The following is a 21,593-nucleotide window of genomic DNA, read 5'->3' as shown; positions in this document are numbered from 1 at the left end:
GACGGAGCATGCGAAAAAGAACCGACACACCGCACATCAGGTTATTAAGGCGCATATTGTAAATTGGAACCTTGCTGGGCGCAAATGGCTGGTGCAATATTTATTTGTTTTTAGTTAAAAAAACCCTAAAAAATACAAGTTATTTTCTATAAAACAATAGATTAAAAAATAATAGATTATTTTTTAATCTATTGAAGATTTAACCTAAAAAAACCGAAATAAACCATTATCAATGAAAAATGACTTCAATAAGCTCATTTTACGTAAATGAGCACTCATATATGGTCTACAAAGAACAGTGATTCATATGCTCGATGCTAATGAATGACTTGCTGATATTGAGAATTTACCGGCTTAAATAATTGGCCATGTAATATCTAACTTTTATTGCGAGAATTAATCTGCATTCATCAATGTCAAAATGCGATGATATCGCTATTTGGCTTAATCGGCTTAGCACCGAATAACCCAGTAATAATTAACATAAAACCGAAATCCCCCCTTCACCAAGTCTCAACCAACACAACGGCGACTCAATATCGTGTCATGGTCGCGAAATGATATTAACGATGTGACAACGTTCGGCACTGTTATTTTATGCTGAAGTATCTCGTATTCATTGTTTGCCTTACTCAATAGATAACATTGCATTTTAAGTCACTATTTTATGTGCAACAATTTTTATGTACAACAATATCTTATGCACAACAATATTGATTGCGCCCAGATTGCTTAGCTTTGTACAGGGCCATATCGGCACGTTCGAAACAGGCTTGAATCGCCTCATGTTCATTTAATTGCGCCACACCAAAACTGCAAGTCACTTTGATTTTTTGATGAAATGAAAATTCACTTAACTCTTTGGTTATCCGTTGACAAAGTTCAGCCGCACCTTGCAAATCGATATGCTTGCATACAATCACAAACTCTTCGCCTCCCCAGCGTGCAACGACATCACCGTCGCGTACCGATACTTGCAACACTTGAGCAACCTGTACTAATACCTTATCGCCCATTGCATGGCCATGCATGTCATTAATCGCTTTAAAAAAATCGATATCGATTATAATAAGACTCACACCATCACTGCCATATTCACGCTCATCATTCAAAAAGGTTTGGTTGAAATAATGGCGGTTGTACAATTTAGTTAATGGATCGTGTTGCGCTAAAAAATCTAAATCGCTGTTTTTTCTTTCTAATTCATGCTGTAGCTTTTGTAACTCGTTGTTGTTTGCTGTGAGATGCAAGTTGTACTTAGTGACACTAATAGTGCGATAAAGTAAAAAGAGGATAAACAGCCCCAAGACACCCAACACTTGAAAAACCAAGCTGTAGTCGATGTCTTCCACCACGGTAATGTTATGCCATTTCTTATAAATTGAAATGTGGTCAGCATGAGTAATCTTGGCTAAGCCAGTGTTGATTTTATCAAGTAAAGCACGTTTAGAATGAATCACGCCTAAACGCAATTCATCTTTCGGGCCGCCCCAACCGGCTATTTTTAATGAGGAAAGCCCTTGTTGCTGGATATAGGCATTAACTGAAAACATCGAGCCAACAAACACATCCACTTCACCTTGAGCCACTTTATCTAAGCCTTCACGTTCATTGCTGGTTAACACTGTATTAATTTTGGGATAAAACTGTTGGATGTATTCAACAAGGCGGTAATCTTTTGGGATAGCGAGGGTACGTTGACCGATATGTTCAAAACCTTGCAGAAATGGCTGAGTTTTGAGTGACACTAGTACATTAGGGGATTTAAAAAAGATGTCGCTGAATAGCAGGTATTGGTCGCGTTTGGGAGTTTGATTCAACATAGGGGTGAGTTCACATTGCCCTTGCTGAAGTAACTCCAAGCTCTGTCGCCATGATGATGTCGGCACTAGTACAAAACTGAGTTCGGTATAGTCTGTCAATAATTGAAGGTAATCGGATGATATTCCGGTATGACGCCCATCGATAATGGCCTCGTAAGGTAACCAATCAGGGTCAACACAATAACGGACCACATAGTCATCTGTCGCGGTAGCCGAGTTAGCCGCTTCTGTATACGCCAAGGCGGGTGATGCCACACCAAGAGCAACAAACACGCTTGTTATTAACGCACCAAGTAATACCAGCCCCTTATGATTTAACACTACTCACATCCAATGACATTTCAACAATTAATTTATATTGTTAGAAGTGTAGTATAAACAAATAAAAGCATGACAAAAAAATACCCGCCAAGTGGCGGGTATGTTATTCAACGTTCAAACGTTTGATTTATGCCTCTACAGGCGATATCACAAACAATAAGTCACCTTGCGAGACTTGTTGACCGTTGCTATTGAGAATACGCTCAATACGATATTTTTGATCTTCAGGATACAGCACACCTGTTTGACGGTTAAAGCCGGCTAACGTGACCTGAGAGAACATCTTCATCGCTTCCATTAACGCTAAATTTTGCTCAACCGTGACAATGTCACCTTCTTTAACAAAGTCAGCTTCACCTGGCGCTGGAGAGGTATAGAAAATACCTGCACCTTGTGCCAAGACTTTAAGCTCATTACTTTCGCCAACACGTAAAGACTCAGTATCGACTGGCATGGCTTCAGCAGCGGCTTCCATTTCAGCAATCAATGCTGGAATGTCTAACTCAGCCATTAAACGTGGCAAGTAGTTAGTGTCATATACGCCTTCGTTGAAAGTAGGATCTTTAAGGATCAACTTCAACAACGGTATGTTAGTCGCAATACCTTTAATGACTACACTGTCTAAGTAAGCGTACATTTTAGTCACGACATCGGCGCGATCTTTACCACGAATAATGATTTGGGCAATTAAGCTGTCGTAATATGGCGACACCTCTTTACCGGCTTCAGCAATCGAGATAATTTCTACGTCGTCACGTTGTGGAATAACGCACTCAGTGATTTTACCTGGGTTAGGGATCAACTGCAGAATACCGTGGCTATCTAACGCCGCTTTTTCTGCTGTGACACGCACTTCCATAGCATAACCTTGATCAACAGGCTCTAGCTTCTCAATTGAACGACCGGCAGCGATATCAAACTGTGCACTCACAATGTCGATACCAGAGGTGGCTTCTGTTACTGGATGCTCAACCTGCAGACGTGTGTTCATTTCCATGAAGTACACTTCATTTGCATCAAGGTTATAAATAAACTCAACAGTACCCGCGCCCATGTAATCAGTCGCATCACCTAACGCACGAGTGTATTCCATCACGCGTTGTTTCAGCTCTTCAGGTAACATTGTAGAACCTGATTCTTCAATCACTTTCTGGTTGTTACGCTGTACTGAACAATCACGAATACCCAACACTTTGGTGTTACCAAACTTGTCACGCAATAACTGCACTTCAATGTGGCGCAATGAGGTAACGTATTTCTCTAAATACAAGTCGCCATTACCAAATGCTGCTGCTGCTTCGGTTGCGGTTTTTTGGAATAAGCCAATCATGTCTTCAGAGCGTTTAACAACCTGAATACCTTTACCGCCACCACCTTGTACCGCTTTAAGCAGCACAGGATAACCAATTTCAGACGCCACGTTTACCGCTTGCTCTGCATTGCTCAAAATACCGTGACTACCAGGAACAACCGGTACATTGTGTGCTTGCGATGTATGAATAGCATTAGACTTGTTACCCATTGTCGTCATTGAATGCACGCTAGGACCAACAAAGTTAACGCCGTTATTCACACATAAAGCAGCAAACTGCGGGCTTTCTGATAAGAAACCAATACCTGGGTGCAATGCGTCTACATCTTCATACTCAGCGACTTTTAATACTGAATAAGCATTAAGGTAACTTTCGTCTGATGTGTTACCACCAATACAAACCAGTTTATCGTTTTCTTTCAGCATATCTGCTGGTACGGAAGTCATGTCAGGATCTGACGCAACTAACACCACATTAATATTGTTATCATGTGCTTTACGGATTAGTTTCACCGCAGTACAACCACGCGCATGCACCAAGACTTTAGTGATAGGCTTCATTAAGGCACGCGGATCGTCTTGCACAATCTCTTCTTCTACTTCAGCCACTTCTGGCACTAGTGAAGATAAGGCTTTACTGATCACGTCTTCAATTTTAGCCGTTGGCAAAGGCATTAACGGATCAATACCTGATAACTGTGCATCTAATGTTTCGCAGAATGGGTTATGCACCAATCCAGTCATCGCACCGGGTACTTTAGACAAGTAGTTAGATAGCGTTGCTGTTGACGGTAAATAAGCCGGCACAACCATTTGACCTGCAAACGGCATGTTAGTACCAGACAGGTAATAGGTTTGCACTAATGGGTGAGTCACAAAACTCGCCTGTGCGCCACCGGTACAGTCGCCAAAACCAAACATTAATACTGGCAACTCATTATCACGAATAAAACGCGTAATACGGTCGTTAACCACAGCCATTGAGAATAGCGCCGCTGCACCTTCTTTAGTCTGCATACCGCCAGAACTGATAAAACAAATTACCGGTAATTTACGCTTAGCACATTCGATTAATAGCGCGCTGAACTTCTCAGCACTGGCCATATCAAATGCACCCGCTTGGAATGCCGTATTTGATACAGCAACACCTACACGTAATTTAGTGCCATTGTTATTAAAGTCAGCTAAACCGGTAATCAGACCGCAAGGGCGGATCTTTTTATCAATCGCATCTTCAATCGATAAACGGAAACCGGGGAAGTTAAGCAAGTTAGCTGACATTTTGTCGGCATCAACTTCATCAAACTTAGTAAAGAACTGTTTGATGACATTTTCCCAGGCCATCTTGCCTTGTTTTTTCTCTTCGCGAAGCACTTTTTGGATCAGTAAGTCTTGGTAACCCATGGTTAAGCGGTTCCAGAAATCCTTACGACGACCAATACGCACAGGGTTAATTGTGCCGGTGTATTTGTCGTGATCTTCTTCACTGTCGAAATACTCAGGTAATAAGCGTTCGAAAAAGTAAGTCAAAATAACGAATAATGAATCGTTTAACTGCGGGAAACCCACGCTCTTCCACTGCTCTACCCGCGTTAATAACTCAGCACGGTTAGATTGATCCATAAAGTATTTAAGCCACTTATAGAACTTGTTCTTATCATTGGCCTTGTCGTTAGTTGATAGCGCATTGTCGATAGACTTATGTAACAGCTTATCTACAGATTCGCGTGACAAACTTTTAGACATCATCGCTTCTTTAGAAATCGACGCTAAGCTACCCACTACGTTGTCATATAACGCGTTAAAAATAAGCACGTTATGACATTGCCAAATAAAGTCTTCACGCAGCTCATCGTTAACCACGATATCCAGTACCGTCAGTTGATTTAGCTCAGGCCATGGCGCTTGAGTAGCCGACTTTGGTAAAGACTCTAAATGCTTAATTAAACCATTAAAGTTATTGGCGGCATTGCTCTTCCAGCGGTGATATAAAGACCAACCGATGTTAAATAACAATGCTTTACGTGCTTTTTTGTAGTTCTCTTTTGGTTCACCCAAAATAAAGCGCGTAATCATGTTACGTTCAGTTGAGATCTCACCACGTTTGGTACTAAAAGTAGACCAAAGCTTATTAAGCTCTTCGTCGTAAACCAGTTTGTCTGGATTGGTTAACCAGGCTTGGAATACGCGCTCTTGTTCTTGCTTAATACGCGCTAACAAGTCACCTTCTGGCACGCTTACTTTCGATAAACGACCATACTGATCTTGAGAAATCGATTGAATACGACTGCGCAACGTCAGGTAACGCAAATAACGATATGCACTACCAAAAATGTTGTGGTACATGGTCGGGTCACTTGCAACCGACAAACCGGTATTATTTTCTAACGTCAGTAGATTTTTAGACGGCGTTAAGAAACGCTGTAAGCTACGGTCGTAATGCTCTTTTAAATCGGTAGAGTCGCGAACAAAATTGATTGCTGCACGTTCAACTGCTTCAATTGAGCTAATAATGGCACGGCGTAAATTATGCTGGCGCTCGTCTTTATCAGATGGAGAAAAGTCAACAATGCCGTCAATACAACCAGAGGTATATAACTCTTCTGGCGATACACCCACAGACTTGGCACACTCTTGCCACGACAAGTTGTATTTACGCGCAATGCTTTGTAAGCCTTGCGGCTGAATCGTGTTGAAAATACCATCGCGAACCGACAATAAGATGTTAGCGGCGGCTAATGGAATCGCACCACCAGAATAACCCGCACCAATCACAATACCGACAGTAGGGACATCAACATTAGTACTTTCGGCAATCGCTTTAGAAATCGAATGCGCCTGGTTTTGGCTGTTAGCGACTTCACCCGCATCCGCACCCGGTGTATCAATTAAGTACACGATAGGCATCGACAACTGGGCAAAGTGACGGATCGCTTTACACGCGGCTAGGTGATGTTCAGGCATCCACGCGCCATTGGCAGTTGTACGCTCTTGAGCGATAAAACCGATTCGGCGAGTACGAGTACCAAAATTAAGTTCCACTTCTGCACGGTAAAACGGACCTGCATGACTTTCAGCAATAATTTTGCCTTTTAAGTCAGCGATCATCCGCTTCGCGCCAGGGCGGTTTTTATCCAGTGTTGGTTGGATGACTTTCGTCACGTAACCATCAACATCTAAAGACGCTAAGCTTTTTAAATTAGCTTGAATCGCGTCTTCATTTAATAGTCCTTTCACTTCTTCAGATAAACTCTGCTTGTTATGAGCAGGAAATAATGAAAAATCTTTAGCCAAGTGTTCAGCTTGTAAGAAAAGTGGGTCAGCCGATAGTGCTTGAGTCTTGTTAGCGGGCTGCTTTTTGCTGGTCATCCTTAGATCCTCTGCTTATATAGCCTCTGAAATTTTTTATAGCTCGTAAATATAACTTTGTTAGTAGGTAAATTACCATATAAACTACCTTGGACGCTTTGTTCCATAAATGAGACAGTGAGAGTAAAATGCCCGATTTGAACGGTATGATGCTGTTTGCAGCGGTGGTAAGAGCCAAAGGCTTCTCCCAAGCAGCACGAGACATCGGACAACCTAAATCAACAATAAGTCGTAAAGTTGCCCAATTAGAGGAGCAACTTGGGGTGCGTTTATTACAACGCGACACCCGAAATTTAAGCCTGACTCAAGTTGGCGCACTATTTTTTCAGCATTGTGATTCCATTAGTCACGAGATTGAAGCTGCCAAAGCGATTATTGAGAATACTCATAATGATATTTCAGGGTCATTACGCATTGCTATTCCTGTGTCATTCTCACAAGATGTTATTGGCCATTTATGCTCAAGCTTTATGCGACTTTATCCCAACATTGAACTCGATATTCAGTTTACCGATAGCGATGTCGGTTTAGTGGGTGAAGGTTATGACATTGCAATTAAATATGGTCCATTGCAGTCATCCGATTTAGTTGCCAGATTATTGTTTGAACGCCAACCTATTCTTGTTGCCAGTCCTGGCTATATTAAAAAACATAACAGCCCGGCTACGCCGCAAGAACTTGCCCAACATAATGGCATATTACTTGGCACGACATTATCAGCTCCCATTTGGCCATTGGGCAAAGGCAACCGAAAAATGATGGCCACGTTTAAACGTAAAGTACGGGTAAACAGTGCCAGTATGGTAAAACGATTAGCACTTGATGATTATGGCATCGCGATGTTATCGAACACCAGCTGCAAGCAAGAATTAGCCTCTGGTAGCCTAGTGCCTATTTTGCAAGACTGGCCAATGGAGTCATTTAAAGTCTACGGGGTATATTCAAGTCGACGCCAGCTCGCCAGTAACATTAGTGCCTTTTTAGACTTTTTCACTAAACGTTACACCAGCCAGGAATCGTTACACTCTATGATGGGATAATGATGATGGGATAAGTAAGACATCAATAATCTATACCTTCATGCAGCTTGAATCATAACGATATCAAACTGCATCAGGGTATAAACTAGAAACGGTAAGGAAAGCGTAAACTAATTTGATAATCGGGTGAGTCTTCCGTTAGCCCTGCACCGATAGATGTCACCATCGACAAATTAGGCGATAACGCTAAGGTTGCTCCGATGCCTAAACTGGCCGTGTTAGTGTCAGTTCTCGGTATTTTCTCCCATTCACCACCTTCAGGTCTTTGCTTGGTTTTACTGTAAAAACGTTGATTAAAGCTCATGCTTAAACTCATTCTTTCAGATACTGCAAATGCTAACCCTAAGCTGTAATCAAGGTAATTGCCTAAATCAATTTCCCCAAGGCTTTTGCCTGCTGCACCAGATAAATCATCAAACTCCTCTTTGAAACTGGCACCATAATTTAAATTAAAAAATACAATAGCTGGATCAAAGGTTTTAGCTAGACTAAACCCTGTCGACACGCTCCATACACCAGAGCCCGATGCCATTTCGGTAGGATAAGTTAAATTACCAGAATCTGAGGTTTCCAACGCTATACCAAAAGGATCTTTTCCTGTCGGAGCGCGTACCCTAAAGTTCCATACCCAATCCGGCCAATCATAAGATTCTGTATTAAGACGATAATAAACAGCACCGCTAACATCACCAATTTGGCCACCACTAATTTTTGCAGTTTCATAGCGTTGACTAGAATTCCCTTCACCCACTGAATCATATTGACTCCAGCGATATAGGTACGGCAACCCTATCTCGAACTGCCATTCATCATTTAACGTATAACGCGTAGTAAGATCAAATTGAGTAGTATTAGTACGAATACGATCCAAATTTAAATTACCCAAAAATATTGCGTCAAGAGCTAAAAAACCTCTAAGAATGAGATCTTTTCGGCTGTAATAACTGTAGGTAAATGAAGGTTCAATAGTAAACTTACGGGTAAATACGTTATGCGCTTCTTGCAGTACGTCATCTGTACTTCTTGCCCTATCAGGTGCTTTTTTTCGATCAGAGACATGACTTGAAGTTTCGGCTTGCTGAGAGGATTCTGTTCGTGGTCTTTGTGCTACTTGCGACTCCGCTGGCGGAGTGGTTTGCGGAGTTGCAGATGCGACCTCTGTTGTGGTGGTTTGCCTTATTAATGCCTCTTGTTTGAGTACCTGCTGCGCCATCTGATTAATCGTTTGTTGCTGTAACTTAATTTGCTGGTTTAATTGAATCAACTTCTGTTTAAGTTCAGCAATATCTTGCTCAGATAAAGTCGATAAAGAGGCGGGTTGAGAATGAGTGTCTGCAGCATACGCAGGCATTGCCAGCAAACTTGGCAATATAACTGCGGCTGCTGAGGTCCATTTCTTATTCATAAACACATCCTTGGCTTGTACAGAATGAATTAAAAACCTAATGAGGTTAAATCACTGATTTGCCTACCAAGTATATTTGACTGTATTGGTCCAACAGGCATACCGTCATATCTTATTGTAGACTGGTTTATCACTCCTTGATTGAGTCCATCAATAAAAATACTCTGTACTAATTGACCATTGCCATCTTGATAGTTAATCCCTTGACTCACATTGCTAGTGCCCAGTGCAATTTGGTAACCCACAGTATTAGCATTCGCCGAAAAAGTAGTGTCACCACTTTGACTGACCAAGGTCGTACCAACAGCTATATTAATACCTTGCAATAATGGCGCTAATCGCCCCTGAGCCATATCGAGCTCATTTACAGCCAGGTTTTCACTTCCCGCTATTTGAATCCGTTGCTGTAAACCAGCAGATTGTCCTAACGAATCTAACTGGAATCCATTTTGACTATCAACGGCGTTGGGGTCACTAATCGTAATATTTATCGAAGGTTGATTATCGACTTGGCTGAGTTCTATTTGCATTCCCACTTGTTGCTGAACGCCATTATCTTGAATAAATTGAGTTTGCATTTGTAGGCCAAAGTAATAATCTTGACCATTATTGGTGTACTTACCCTTCATTGAGTCTAGTTCAAAGTCTGTTAACACTTGGCTGTGTGTAAATACTGACAGTGAAGGTTGGCTCGCTATTACGGGAGTCGCAATAGCCAGTAAAAGCATCATGCCTAATTTCATACCTTCCTCCTTAAAGCATGTCTGAATATGAAAAACCAAATTCGAGCAATTCGGCATCTGTCATCGGCGATAATGGATCAAGTGTGTTAAGCGTTAATTTAGCCCTTGGATGTAATAAAGGGTTATCGCGCTGATAATCTTGACCTATCACCACAAACACTACGCCATTCCATTTTTGATTAAACTCATCCATGCTCATAATCCTATTACCGAGCGCGGGATCGCCTAAATACACTTCACCTTCGTCATGACGACGAAAAACCACAAAGTGACTATAGCCACCATCATTAAGCAGGACGATAGCTGGAATTTTTAATAACGACATCTCCGCTTCACCTACTTTATAGCCTCGACCTCTTAACCCTTGAGATTTCAAGTAACGCTTCATATTTAGCAATGAAAACCCCTGCTCTTTAACCAAACCTAAGTCGGCGTGTTCTAACATGCCAATAAGCACTTTTTGCTCATTAATCTCATGGCGGTCATAGGCAAACTTTAACAAGCTGGCTAAACTCGCTGCACCACAAGAAAAGTCAGTTTTTTGCTCGATAACATGCTCAAACTTGCGTTCTCGAATACTTTGTATCGGTTTAGAATAGGTTCCCATTCCAGGCACAACCCCTGTAAGAGGAATATTGGCTGCAAAGCTGCTAGAAGGGATAATAAAATTGACCACGACCGATAAGATAATCATTATTGAAGTTGTGTTACTCATAATATGAATCAGGGGGTTGCCCCCCAGCCTTATTCATAACGTTTGATTAATAAGCTATTCACCAGAAATAAGATCAGGTGTTGCATTCATGGTCGCTAATGAAAGGTTATTTGACTGCAAATTACCCGTACCACTTGCCAAGTTAACACCAATGTTACCCGACGCCCCCTGGAAAGCAGTGCCTGCTAACATAGAGGAATTGTTGGTTTTTTGAGTCACGGTTTGCACAAAGTATGGTAATACACCACTCACAGTACCATTCAGACTTAAATCACCTTCTTCATTAAAGGTCATGACCTCAGCGCCAGAAGGATTCTGGGTATCAAAATCGATATGACCTCGAACCACACCATCGCCACTATTATGCTCGCCATCCCCCTCTAGGATAACCTCGGGATAATAAGCTTCAGCCAGATATGACGCACCGTCATATGTACCTTCAGCATTTAAAGCAAAGTTGACCTGGGCATATTCTATTGAGTCTTGCACCACACTGATATTATCTGAATAATTATGGCCGGTTTGCTGTAAATTCGACACACTCGCTTCACCTAATGCGCCACTGTAAGTCGATGCAGCCATGTTGTTGGCTTGTAGATTATTATTACCCGCAGCCACGTTAACGCCAATATTACCTGTCGCATTCATAAATGAAGCGCCGTCGATGGTCGATGTATTGGTTGAAGCGTCATTCCATACAGTATTAAACCCTCCCACCTGTGTGCTGAAAATTTCAGCATCACCAGAACCAAATGCAAAACCGGCATCAATTGCTGCGAGAGCGGCAGAATTTGATTGCGCATTAAACTCACCGGCAGCCTGGTTAACACCAATATTACCGCTTGAATTTTCAAACGCGTTACCCGTAATCTGAGCCTCATTATCATGGTAGGAATTCACAACCATGTTAGCACTGGACTCTTGAACATTTTCAACGACTGCCATACCAAGCCCGTCGGCAAAAATGTTTCCTTCTATGGTCACGGCACCTTCGTAGCTTAAGTTTTTGGTCACTTTTACTTTTTTATCTAATTCAACACTACTGTCTGTCTCTGTCATTCCATTTGCATATGCAGAACCACTCATTATTGCTGCAATACTTAGCACTAGAGTTAGTTTTTTCATCTTCCTTTCCTCCGATCGATGATAATTAATTCCCGCTTGGTAACTGCAACGAGAACTGGTTAATGGCAATATTTTTATCGCCAGAAATCTGATTAACTTGCATCACACCTTGGGCATCCAGAAAGCTGTCTGGAGCAATTTCGGCTTGATAATGTGATAATTGATAAGTTGAAGGGGCAAATTGGCTCGACACCTGGGTTAATGCTGAGTCACTTAATCCCTGGCCCATGATGGTTTCGAGTGTTGAATCCATCGCAACACTGCCGATATTGGCTTGCATGTTGAGCTCACCACTCACTTGATTAACACTGGCTAACCCCTGAAATAGCGCAAAGGCTTGGCTGTCTATTACCGTTGTAAATTGTTTATTCACATCAGATACCGATTCTGATTGCGGCAATATATGATAATTAATCGTTTTAATAGCAGTGCTGTATCCCACTGCATGGCTATTAGACTGAATATTAAAGTCGCCTGCGGCCTGATTAATACTCGCACGTCCTGCACCTTGCAATACATGTGAACCAATAACACTCGAATCATCAGCTTGAGATTGTGCAGCCAGCAATAACATGCTTAATTGCATTCCTCGCTTTAATGACAGTTGCAAATGCTTGCAATGTACTTTGCTAATGATATCCATAAGATGTTCCTTCCATACTTGATACAAGGATATAGCAACCCTTGTGCCAATATAAAAAAGGCATATATTTCAATTTGATAGGTTTTCAACGTTCAAAGGGAAGTCTTAACAATGAGATGATATAAATCTAGGTGATTGAATTAACTGTAGAATTTATTTTAAGCCTATTTCTCAACAATAAGACTCAAAAAGTAAAATAAGGAATAAGCAGCAAAATAGGCTTAAGTAAGTTGTAACCCGTGTTTATCCATTAATCGATAGAAAGTAGCTCGAGAAATATCCAAATAGCTTGCAGCTAACTCAACTTGGCCATCAGCAATCAAGATTGCCTGCTGCAATGCTTGCTTTTCAGCAGTGTCTTTTAAGGTTTTAAGTGACAAGGCAATATGCCGTTTTTTATCCATACTGGCTAATTCTAGGTTTTGCGCGCTTATTTGCTGCGTGTCGCTCAATACTACCGCTCGGCGCACACGATTAATTAATTCGCGGACATTCCCTGGCCATGGATAATTTAATAACGCATGGCTAGCTGATTGCGATAATGGCTTTGTTGCCAGGCCATATTCATTTGAATAAGCACGGACAAAACGGTTTGCAAGTCCAATAATATCATCGCGTCGATCTTTTAATCTTGGCGTCTCGATAGTAATCCCATTTAAACGATAATAAAGATCTAACCTAAATTGGCCTTGATCAATGGCATTTTCTAAATCGACGTGGGTTGCCGCTAAAATACGCACATCGCTAGACTGAGGAGTACCACCGCCAACCGTGTCGAAAAGTCCTTCTTGTAAAAAACGCAGTAAATTAACTTGCAACTCGGCAGGTAAATCACCAATCTCATCAAGAAACAATGTGCCACCATCCGCAAGCGCAATTTTACCTTTTCGGCTACTCGTTGCACCTGTAAACGCGCCTTTCTCGTGCCCAAATAATTCCGATTGAACCAAGCCTGCAGCCATAGCGCCACAATTTACGGTAATAAATGGCCCGTCTTTTCTCGTTGATTGTTGATGTAATGTCGTGGCGACCAATTCTTTACCGGTGCCAGACTCACCCCGGATCAGTACCGGGATATCAGTAGGCGCTACACGCTCGACCTGCCTAAATAATTGCTGCATCACAGCAGATTGAATAACGGGTTGCTCAGGATCGTTACACGGAAGATCGGGCTCAGCTGACTGGTGTTGCTGCTTTAATTTAGATAACCCAATACCGTGCCCCAAACACTTTGCTAATCTTTCTGGATCAATAGGGCTGGTACAAAAGTCCCATGCAAATTGGGCTATAAACGTAGTGATTTCGGAGTTATCAAGCTGAGGTTTATCAATGAGTACAATGATGTGAACTCTCGGGTCGAGTTCCCTCACCAAGTAGTTAACTTCATTGATGATACTGCCTTTACGAAGATCGATTAAGCAAAGCGCACAGTCGGTAGGTATTTGTTGTTTGTCGTATGAATTAATGTAGTGAAGCTTAAAATGCAGTCGAGAAAGTACGTCATTTAGCTCATTACACTGAAATCCTGCCAATAGTAATGGTTCCATGTTGATATCCTTTCGAAACAGTGAGCACACCAATAACTAATCGGAGATTAGTTTGTGCATCTTATATATAGATATAACCAACTATGTGACGTCCATATATGCAGAAAAGCGACGCTACACATCTATGCAAAGCGTCCCCCAAAAGAATACCTTTTCAATTGAGTATCATGACACATTTACGACTCTGTCATTAAGCTTGGCTTTCTCCCCAGAGCGACCAAACAATGAATATACGACTAAGCCTTTATTTCAGCTATATCTTGTTATTGCCTTAGTATGGTTCACTTACGCAATGTTTGTCGTAAATATCAGCCTTAAGAATAAAGTGTTTGTAAAATTTAACGGCCAAAAAACTTATGCAATTTAAGTCAGCAACTTAAAAGGTTCATATAATCAGCGTTTGTCTCTTGTGCACTATTAAATCAACATTATATCTGTGTTATAACTGTCAATTAGACCTCGTTTTTGACTTTATATCGTTAAACACAACCCAAATAAGGGCACGCTCGCCCTTAAGGAACCGTGATGATTAATCGCAACGCTTTGCTCATGTTAAGTTCAGTGGCATTTCTCACTTTATCTCATACCGCCATTGCTGGCCAACTGCCAAAAAACATTGAAGATATGCGGGTATCAAAAGCCGGTCAAACTTTGCCGCAAGTGGTAAACCGCTACCAAGCCATTAACGAGACCCTTGAGGTCAAATTACAGCAAGCAAACGACGAGCTATCTGTCACAGAAATGGCCGCTCAACAAGGCCATCGATTATGGCAGCAAGCTGTGCGCGACGTGCAATCAGGCCATAATGACGATCGCTCTTTATACTGGAGCCGCTTAGGTATGCGCAACACGCTTAAGCAAGATAGGGCTGGGTTTAATATTGCTGATTGGCAGCGCGAAATACTAGTCAACGCGGTTGAAAAGTCATCGCGTGGATTTAGTGATATAGAATTCGATCCTAACACTCACATTAATATTTTGGTTACAGGGTTCGATCCGTTTTTTCTAGACCGCAATATTGGTCAAAGTAATCCATCAGGATTAGCGGCACTGGCCTTAGACGGTTATCGTTTTAACGTTAATGGCAAAATGGCACAAATAGAAACAGTGATGATCCCCGTTAGATTCGGCGATTTTGACAACGGGATTATTGAGTCATTACTGACCCCGTTTTACCGTAACAATAGTTTAGATATGTTATTTACCATTAGTATGGGCCGCGACAATTTTGACATTGAACGTTTTCCTGGGCGTAACCGTAGTGCTGATGCCCCCGATAATCTAAACGTGTTAACTGGCGCCAGTCATCGTAACCCTAAAGCGCCACTTTTTAATGGCGGCACTTCAAACGATGGTAAATTAAATGGCCCAGAATTTGTGCAATTTTCATTGCCGGTTGAACTCATGCAAGCAGTTAAAGGCCGCTGGTCAGTAAACGATAATCACCAAATCAGAACGATGTCTCGAGGTCAATTTTCAGCAAAGTCATTAACAGAATTACAAAATGAAATTTCGGTAGAAGGTTCTGGCGGTGGATATTTGTCGAATGAAATCTCGTACCGCAGTATTTTATTGCGTGATCAATTTAACTTGAACTTACCTGTGGGTCACATTCATACTCCACGAGTTAAGGGCTATGATGCTCAAGTTGAAGCAGACATTGTTGAGCAAATCAAAGCAATGATCGCTGCAGCGGCAACGTCTTTATAACAATAACCGCTAATGGCTAATGGCTAATGGCTAATGAATGACAGCTTGGTAGCTGGAATCGAAAACAGCTCAAGCTTAGAAATGAGAACATGCTTAAAAATATATTTAATCTTGCTTTACGAGCTCGAACCACTCTGGATAAAGCAAGCGCATCGGCGAGCGCCAATATGGCCTCAAATCAGCGCAACGCAGACTTAACAGCTAGCCATGCTAAGTCTGCGTTACAGTTGCAAATATTAGCCAAGGTTGAAAGCGATTATCAACATGCTGAACATCACTTTAATCGAGTATTTCCACGCCCTATCGTGCAATTTACCTTACGCGGAAAAAGTGCGGGTACCGCCCACTTACAAACAAACCGATTACGCTTTAACCCAGTGTTATTGGCAGAAAATCCACAGGTTTTTTTAAGCGAAGTCGTGCCGCACGAAATAAGCCACTTATTGTGTTATCAACTTTTTGGCCGAGTAAAACCCCATGGCAAAGAATGGCAAAGCATAATGACGGCCACCTTTAGCGTGGCACCAAAAACCACCCATCAATTGAATGTCCAATCGGTGAATGGGCAGCAGTTTGACTATTTTTGTGGTTGTGGCAACACCACATTATCTATAAGACGCCATAATCGAGTGGTCCGTGGTCAAACACAGTATCGCTGTCGTCGCTGCAAGCAAACCCTTCAACCTATCTGACATAACTTAGCGTCATAACCCCATAAAATATTATCAATTGCGTCATGGCAGCCTATGCCTTACCATCTGCGCAAAATGACGGATTAACTCCGCAAATATTGTATTTTTAGTTTACTTTTTAGGGTTTATTTTGCGCTTATCTTATTATCACTCTTGGTTTTTCGGGGTGTCGCTTTTATGCGGCATTTTTTCAACAACTGTCAATGCCGCTGAACATCCTAGTAGCTTTAGACAAGCTAAAACAATTGCCAAAAAAATCTATCAACAACTGCCTCTCAGTACCTTTTATTGCGGTTGCGACATCGCCATTAGTGGCAAGCTTTGGCAAGCCGATCACCCTAGCTGTGGCTATCAAGTTCGCAAACAAATCATCCGCGCAAACCGAATTGAATGGGAACATGTGGTCCCAGCATGGGAATTTGGCCACCAGCTACAATGCTGGCAAGATGGTGGTCGTAAAAATTGCGGCAAAAACAATGAACAATTTAAAAAAATGGAAGCCGATTTACACAACCTTGTACCAGCCATTGGTGAAGTAAACGGTGACCGCAGTAATTATCGTTTCAGTGATTGGAATGGAAAACCGGATCAATATGGCCAATGTGCCATGATTGTCGACTTTAAAGGTCGTAAAGTACAACCACCAGCACGAGCACGCGGCCCAATTGCACGCACTTATCTTTACATGCAGCAAACCTATGGTTTGCAAATCAGTAGCAGTCAGAAAAAATTGTTTAACGCATGGGACAAAATGCAGCCAGTTTCGGCAACAGAATGCCAACGTGATAGCTTAATCGCTGCTCGCCAAGGTAATCATAATGATTTTGTATTCAAACAATGCCAAAATAACGGCTTGATCCGTTAATTGAATACCCAGCTATTATTTGAGTCACTAATTATATAAGGTCGCCACTGATGAGAGTTCCACGCATTTACCAGTCCATAGACAATCTACAGCAAGGGCAAACCGTTCAATTAGATGATGACGGTGTCGCTCATATTGGTCGTGTATTACGCATGGGAAATGGTGATAACATCAGTTTATTTAACGGCGACGGTAATGACTATTTAGCTGAAATTACTGATGTCAGTAAGAAATCGATTACTGTTACGGTCTTAAGTTGTGAGGCAAATAATAGTGAGTCGCCACTTGATTTACATTTAGGCCAAGTGATTTCTCGCGGCGATCGTATGGAATTTACCGTGCAAAAATCGGTAGAGCTTGGCGTGACCACGATTACACCTCTATTTTCAGATCGCTGTGGGGTCAAACTCAACGGTGAACGTTTAGATAAAAAGCTGCAACAGTGGCAAAAAATTGTCATCAGTGCCTGTGAACAATCTGGCCGAAGTGTGGTACCTATTGTGCGCCCGGCGATGACATTAGCTCAATGGTGTGAAGAACATACCAGTGCGGTAAAACTCAATTTACATCCTAGAGCATCTCACGGTATAAATGGCTTGCAATTAAATGCTGATAATCACAAAGTTAGACTGTTAATTGGCCCTGAAGGTGGGTTGTCAGATGAAGAAATCGCCATGACAGAAACTCATCATTTTACTGATATTTTGCTTGGCCCGAGAGTGCTTCGCACCGAAACGGCATCACTAACAGCAATTACCGCACTACAAGTTAAATTTGGCGATATTGGCTAGTACTCAGTCGATATTATCTCCCCATATAGTAAGGAAATATCCATGATTAAGCTCGGCATTGTAATGGACCCAATCAGCGACATTAACATCAAAAAAGACTCAAGTTTTGCGATGTTGTTAGCCGCACAGTCACGTGGTTATCAATTGTTTTATATGGAAATGCACGATTTGGCGATGGTCAATGGCAAAGCCATGGCAAACATGCGTCCATTATCGGTTAAGCAAGATGCAAATGACTGGTTTACATTAGGTGACGCGGTAGACACACCACTCGCTGACCTTGATGTGGTGTTAATGCGTAAAGACCCACCGTTTGATACCGAATTTATCTACGCCACTTATATGCTAGAGCGCGCAGAAGAAGAAGGCGTATTAATCGTTAACAAGCCACAAAGTTTACGCGACGCAAACGAAAAACTGTTCACGGCATGGTTTTCTGAATTCACCCCAGAAACCATCGTTACCCGCGATGCTAAACGTATCCGTGCGTTTCATCAGCTCAAGCAAGACATTATCCTTAAGCCATTAGACGGCATGGGTGGTACGTCTATTTTCCGCGTGAAAAAAGACGATCCTAACGTTGGGGTTATTATTGAAACCTTAACCAGCTATGGTCAGCAATACGCCATGGCGCAAGCCTTTATTCCAGAAATCACTCAAGGCGACAAACGCATTTTAGTGGTTGACGGCGAGCCAGTACCATTCGCGTTAGCCCGCATTCCGATGAAAGGCGAAACCCGTGGTAACTTAGCGGCTGGTGGCAGTGGTGTTGCACAACCGTTATCTGAAAGCGACTGGAAAATTGCCCGCGCAATTGGGCCTGAACTGAAAAAACGCGGCCTAATTTTTGTTGGTTTAGACGTCATTGGCGACAAACTCACAGAAATTAACGTGACCAGCCCAACGTGCATAAAAGAAATTGAAGCCGCCTTTGATGTCGATATTACTGGCATGTTAATGGATGCCATTGAAGCGCGTATTAACTCTTAACCCATTAGGACTCATCATGGATTTTTTAGCGACATGTAAACGCTCAATAAGCTGCTTATTGTTAATACCTTACCTTTGTGCGCCAAACGTAATGGCTAACGATGAAATGATAAGTCCTGTGGCGGTTTCGGGATCAGCAAATAGCAACGTACCAACAGCAGGACCCTCTAGACCTAAAAACATCATCATCATGATTGGTGATGGTATGGGCCCTGCTTACACCACAGCTTATCGTTATTATAACGATAACCCAGAAACAGAAGAGATCGAACAGACCGTGTTTGATCGCCTGCTCGTGGGCATGTCGAGCACCTACCCTGCCTCTGTCAGTGGTTACGTTACCGACTCAGCTGCCTCGGCAACTGCATTGGCAACCGGTTTTAAAAGCTACAATGGGGCGATTAGCGTCGATGTTGAAAAACGTCCACTTACGACGTTAATGGAAAAAGCCAAAACCCTTGGCTTAGCTACTGGCGTGGCGGTGACCTCACAAGTTAACCACGCAACGCCGGCTGCATTTTTGGCTCATAACGAAAGTCGCAGTAACTACATCGACATAGCACAAGCCTACCTGGACACAGACGCTGACGTGATTTTAGGCGGTGGCCAACAGTATTTTCCACCCTCATTATTAGCGCAATTCACTGCCAAAGGTTACCAACATCTGAACGAGTTTTCACAACTCGACGCTGTAACATCACCCAAAGTGTTAGGATTATTTGCAGATGTGCAATTACCTTGGGCGATTAACGACAAACAGGGCCATAAACTCAGTAAAATGACCCAAAAAGCCATCGACTTGTTATCACAAAACCAACAAGGGTTTGTGTTATTAGTTGAAGGCAGCTTAATTGATTGGGCTGGCCACAGTAACGACATTGCAACCGCAATGGGTGAAATGGACGAGTTTGCCGCGGCAATCGAAGTGGTTGAGCAGTTTGTGCGTGAAAATAAAGACACACTAGTGGTTATTACAGCCGACCATAATACCGGTGGCCTATCTGTCGGGGCAAATGACAAATACGAATGGAATCCAGCTGTGCTGCATAACGTTCAAGCTAGCCCAGATGATATTGCGACTCGTGCTATCGCCGATGAACAATGGCAAGCCGTTATTGCCACCTTGATTGGTTTTACACCTTCGGACACTGAATACACCGCCCTAGAAAATGCACGCATGCAAGGCAACGAACCTCTGACAATTGCATTGCGTAAGTTAATCGATGTGCGTTCAAACACAGGCTGGACAAGCGGCGGGCATACCGCCGTTGACGTACAAGTATTTTCGGCAGGCCCTGGCGCAAGACTTTTTGGTGGCCACCAAGACAATATCGACATTGCCAATAAAGTGTTTAGTTTGCTACCCGAGTCAGCAGCGAAACCATAATCGTTCGAAACGGCCTTTTGCGACACAAGCAAAGGGCTGTTAATCATTTAATCTTTACCATGAGTAATTCAAGTGCTAACAAATCCGTCTCAAGCATTAATCCGCAACAGTGAACTATTTCAGCAACATAAAGTATTAATACTCAATTATGAAGCTGATACTTTTGCGAGCCAATGCCTAGAGTCTGCAAGCCATGTCACCGCATTAGCATTCGATTTTAACCACCACCAAACACTGTTACCTTACGCCAACAGTACACTAGAATGTTATTTTGGCCATCAACTCCCTGATGCCCTAACAACAGAAAAGTACGATAGCGTTATTATCTATTTTCCTAAAGCCAAGCCATTAATGGGTTACTTGTTGCAACTCGCAGCTCAACACTTAGCCATAGACGGTTTATTGGTGATTGTGGGCGAAAACAAAGGGGGAATTAAATCTATCGCTAAATTAACCCCTGAATACTTCTCCACCCCAATAAAGCAAGATAATGCGCGTCATTGCTTGCTCTACACCTGTTATTTAACCCAAATGTCACCGCCACTCTCAATGACTGATTGGGTTAGCCAATACGCCCTTGATACGCCGCAAGGGCAACTGCAAATTTGCAATCTTGTGGGGGTATTTAGTGAAAAACGACTTGATCAAGGCACCGAGTTATTACTGTCGCATTTGCCCGACGCTCTACAAGGTAGAGTATTAGACTTTGGCTGTGGTGCCGGGGTGATAAGCGCGGCATTACTCAAAGTAAATCCACTGTTAAACATTGAATGTATTGATATCAATGCCATGGCACTCGAGTCTTGCCGGCTCACTCTTGCGGCAAACAATATGCAGGCGAATGTGTATCCGTCTGATGGATTTAATCAAATCAATGGCCAGTTTAATGGCATCATCTCTAACCCACCATTTCATGATGGGTTAACCAGCACGACTGACATCGCCACGCAATTTGTTAAACATAGCGCAAGCAGCTTAGCGCCTAAAGGTGTTTGGCAAATAGTGGCTAATCGACACTTGCCATATTCAGACACTATCGCTACCTATTTTGGCAGTGTGAATGTATTAGCAGAAAATAATAAGTACAAACTGTATTTTCATCAGCGTTAATGCAG

Annotated in this window: 16 protein-coding genes; 8 read left to right on the top strand and 8 right to left on the bottom strand. The window is 42.3% G+C overall.

Annotated features, from left to right (window positions below; all coding sequences use genetic code 11):
• Positions 1 to 698: 698 nt before the first annotated feature.
• Positions 699 to 2,144: a diguanylate cyclase gene (locus AC19MX_RS10785; RefSeq protein WP_498297980.1), complete on the bottom strand. Its 1,446-nt coding sequence runs from the start codon at positions 2,142 to 2,144 to the stop codon at positions 699 to 701.
• 127 nt (positions 2,145 to 2,271) lie between these two features.
• A complete protein-coding gene (locus AC19MX_RS10780; RefSeq protein WP_498297978.1) occupies positions 2,272 to 6,825 on the bottom strand; it encodes an ATP-binding protein in 4,554 nt (1,517 codons plus the stop codon).
• A 128-nt stretch (positions 6,826 to 6,953) separates the two neighbouring features.
• On the opposite strand from AC19MX_RS10780, the gene AC19MX_RS10775 reads away from it, so the two are divergent.
• Positions 6,954 to 7,865 carry a LysR family transcriptional regulator gene (locus AC19MX_RS10775; protein ID WP_498297976.1) on the top strand — a complete coding sequence of 304 codons (912 nt, stop codon included), beginning with the start codon at positions 6,954 to 6,956 and terminating at the stop codon, positions 7,863 to 7,865.
• Between the two features lie 85 nt (positions 7,866 to 7,950).
• On the opposite strand, the gene AC19MX_RS10770 is transcribed toward AC19MX_RS10775, so the two are convergent.
• From AC19MX_RS10770 to AC19MX_RS10745, 6 genes are all read right to left on the bottom strand, one after another.
• Positions 7,951 to 9,270 (bottom strand): transporter, encoded by a 1,320-nt coding sequence (locus AC19MX_RS10770; RefSeq protein WP_498297975.1) that lies wholly within the window; start codon positions 9,268 to 9,270, stop codon positions 7,951 to 7,953.
• Between the two features lie 29 nt (positions 9,271 to 9,299).
• Positions 9,300 to 10,013 (bottom strand): hypothetical protein, encoded by a 714-nt coding sequence (locus tag AC19MX_RS10765; protein ID WP_498297973.1) that lies wholly within the window; start codon positions 10,011 to 10,013, stop codon positions 9,300 to 9,302.
• A gap of 10 nt (positions 10,014 to 10,023) precedes the next feature.
• A complete protein-coding gene (locus AC19MX_RS10760) occupies positions 10,024 to 10,728 on the bottom strand; it encodes a C39 family peptidase (protein ID WP_498297971.1) in 705 nt (234 codons plus the stop codon).
• Between the two features lie 54 nt (positions 10,729 to 10,782).
• On the bottom strand, positions 10,783 to 11,853 hold the full coding sequence (locus tag AC19MX_RS10755) for a FapB/FapC family functional amyloid domain-containing protein (protein ID WP_498297969.1): 1,071 nt from the start codon (positions 11,851 to 11,853) through the stop codon (positions 10,783 to 10,785).
• Between the two features lie 25 nt (positions 11,854 to 11,878).
• Positions 11,879 to 12,496 carry a FapB/FapC family functional amyloid domain-containing protein gene (locus AC19MX_RS10750; protein WP_498297967.1) on the bottom strand — a complete coding sequence of 206 codons (618 nt, stop codon included), beginning with the start codon at positions 12,494 to 12,496 and terminating at the stop codon, positions 11,879 to 11,881.
• A 221-nt stretch (positions 12,497 to 12,717) separates the two neighbouring features.
• Entirely contained in the window at positions 12,718 to 14,043 is a 1,326-nt protein-coding gene (locus AC19MX_RS10745) for a sigma-54 dependent transcriptional regulator (RefSeq protein ID WP_498297965.1), read from the bottom strand.
• Between the two features lie 525 nt (positions 14,044 to 14,568).
• On the opposite strand from AC19MX_RS10745, the gene AC19MX_RS10740 reads away from it, so the two are divergent.
• From AC19MX_RS10740 to AC19MX_RS10710, 7 genes are all read left to right on the top strand, one after another.
• A complete protein-coding gene (locus AC19MX_RS10740) occupies positions 14,569 to 15,753 on the top strand; it encodes a PA0049 C-terminal domain-containing protein (RefSeq protein WP_498297963.1) in 1,185 nt (394 codons plus the stop codon).
• Positions 15,754 to 15,920: 167 nt separating this feature from the next.
• Positions 15,921 to 16,445, top strand: a complete 525-nt coding sequence (locus AC19MX_RS10735) for a SprT family zinc-dependent metalloprotease (protein ID WP_498298053.1) — start codon at positions 15,921 to 15,923, stop codon at positions 16,443 to 16,445.
• Positions 16,446 to 16,611: 166 nt separating this feature from the next.
• Positions 16,612 to 17,310 (top strand): endonuclease, encoded by a 699-nt coding sequence (locus AC19MX_RS10730; RefSeq protein ID WP_498297961.1) that lies wholly within the window; start codon positions 16,612 to 16,614, stop codon positions 17,308 to 17,310.
• Positions 17,311 to 17,360: 50 nt separating this feature from the next.
• Positions 17,361 to 18,101, top strand: a complete 741-nt coding sequence (rsmE, locus tag AC19MX_RS10725; RefSeq protein ID WP_498297959.1) for a 16S rRNA (uracil(1498)-N(3))-methyltransferase — start codon at positions 17,361 to 17,363, stop codon at positions 18,099 to 18,101.
• Between the two features lie 42 nt (positions 18,102 to 18,143).
• Positions 18,144 to 19,091: a glutathione synthase gene (gene gshB, locus AC19MX_RS10720; RefSeq protein WP_432402907.1), complete on the top strand. Its 948-nt coding sequence runs from the start codon at positions 18,144 to 18,146 to the stop codon at positions 19,089 to 19,091.
• Between the two features lie 106 nt (positions 19,092 to 19,197).
• Positions 19,198 to 20,478, top strand: coding sequence for an alkaline phosphatase (locus tag AC19MX_RS10715; protein WP_432403039.1), 1,281 nt, complete (start codon positions 19,198 to 19,200; stop codon positions 20,476 to 20,478).
• A gap of 72 nt (positions 20,479 to 20,550) precedes the next feature.
• Positions 20,551 to 21,588, top strand: a complete 1,038-nt coding sequence (locus AC19MX_RS10710; RefSeq protein WP_498297957.1) for a methyltransferase — start codon at positions 20,551 to 20,553, stop codon at positions 21,586 to 21,588.
• The last annotated feature ends 5 nt before the right edge of the window (positions 21,589 to 21,593 follow it).

This window comes from Shewanella sp. MF05956 (assembly GCF_059758055.1).
This window is presented reverse-complemented; position numbering and strand designations above follow the sequence as displayed.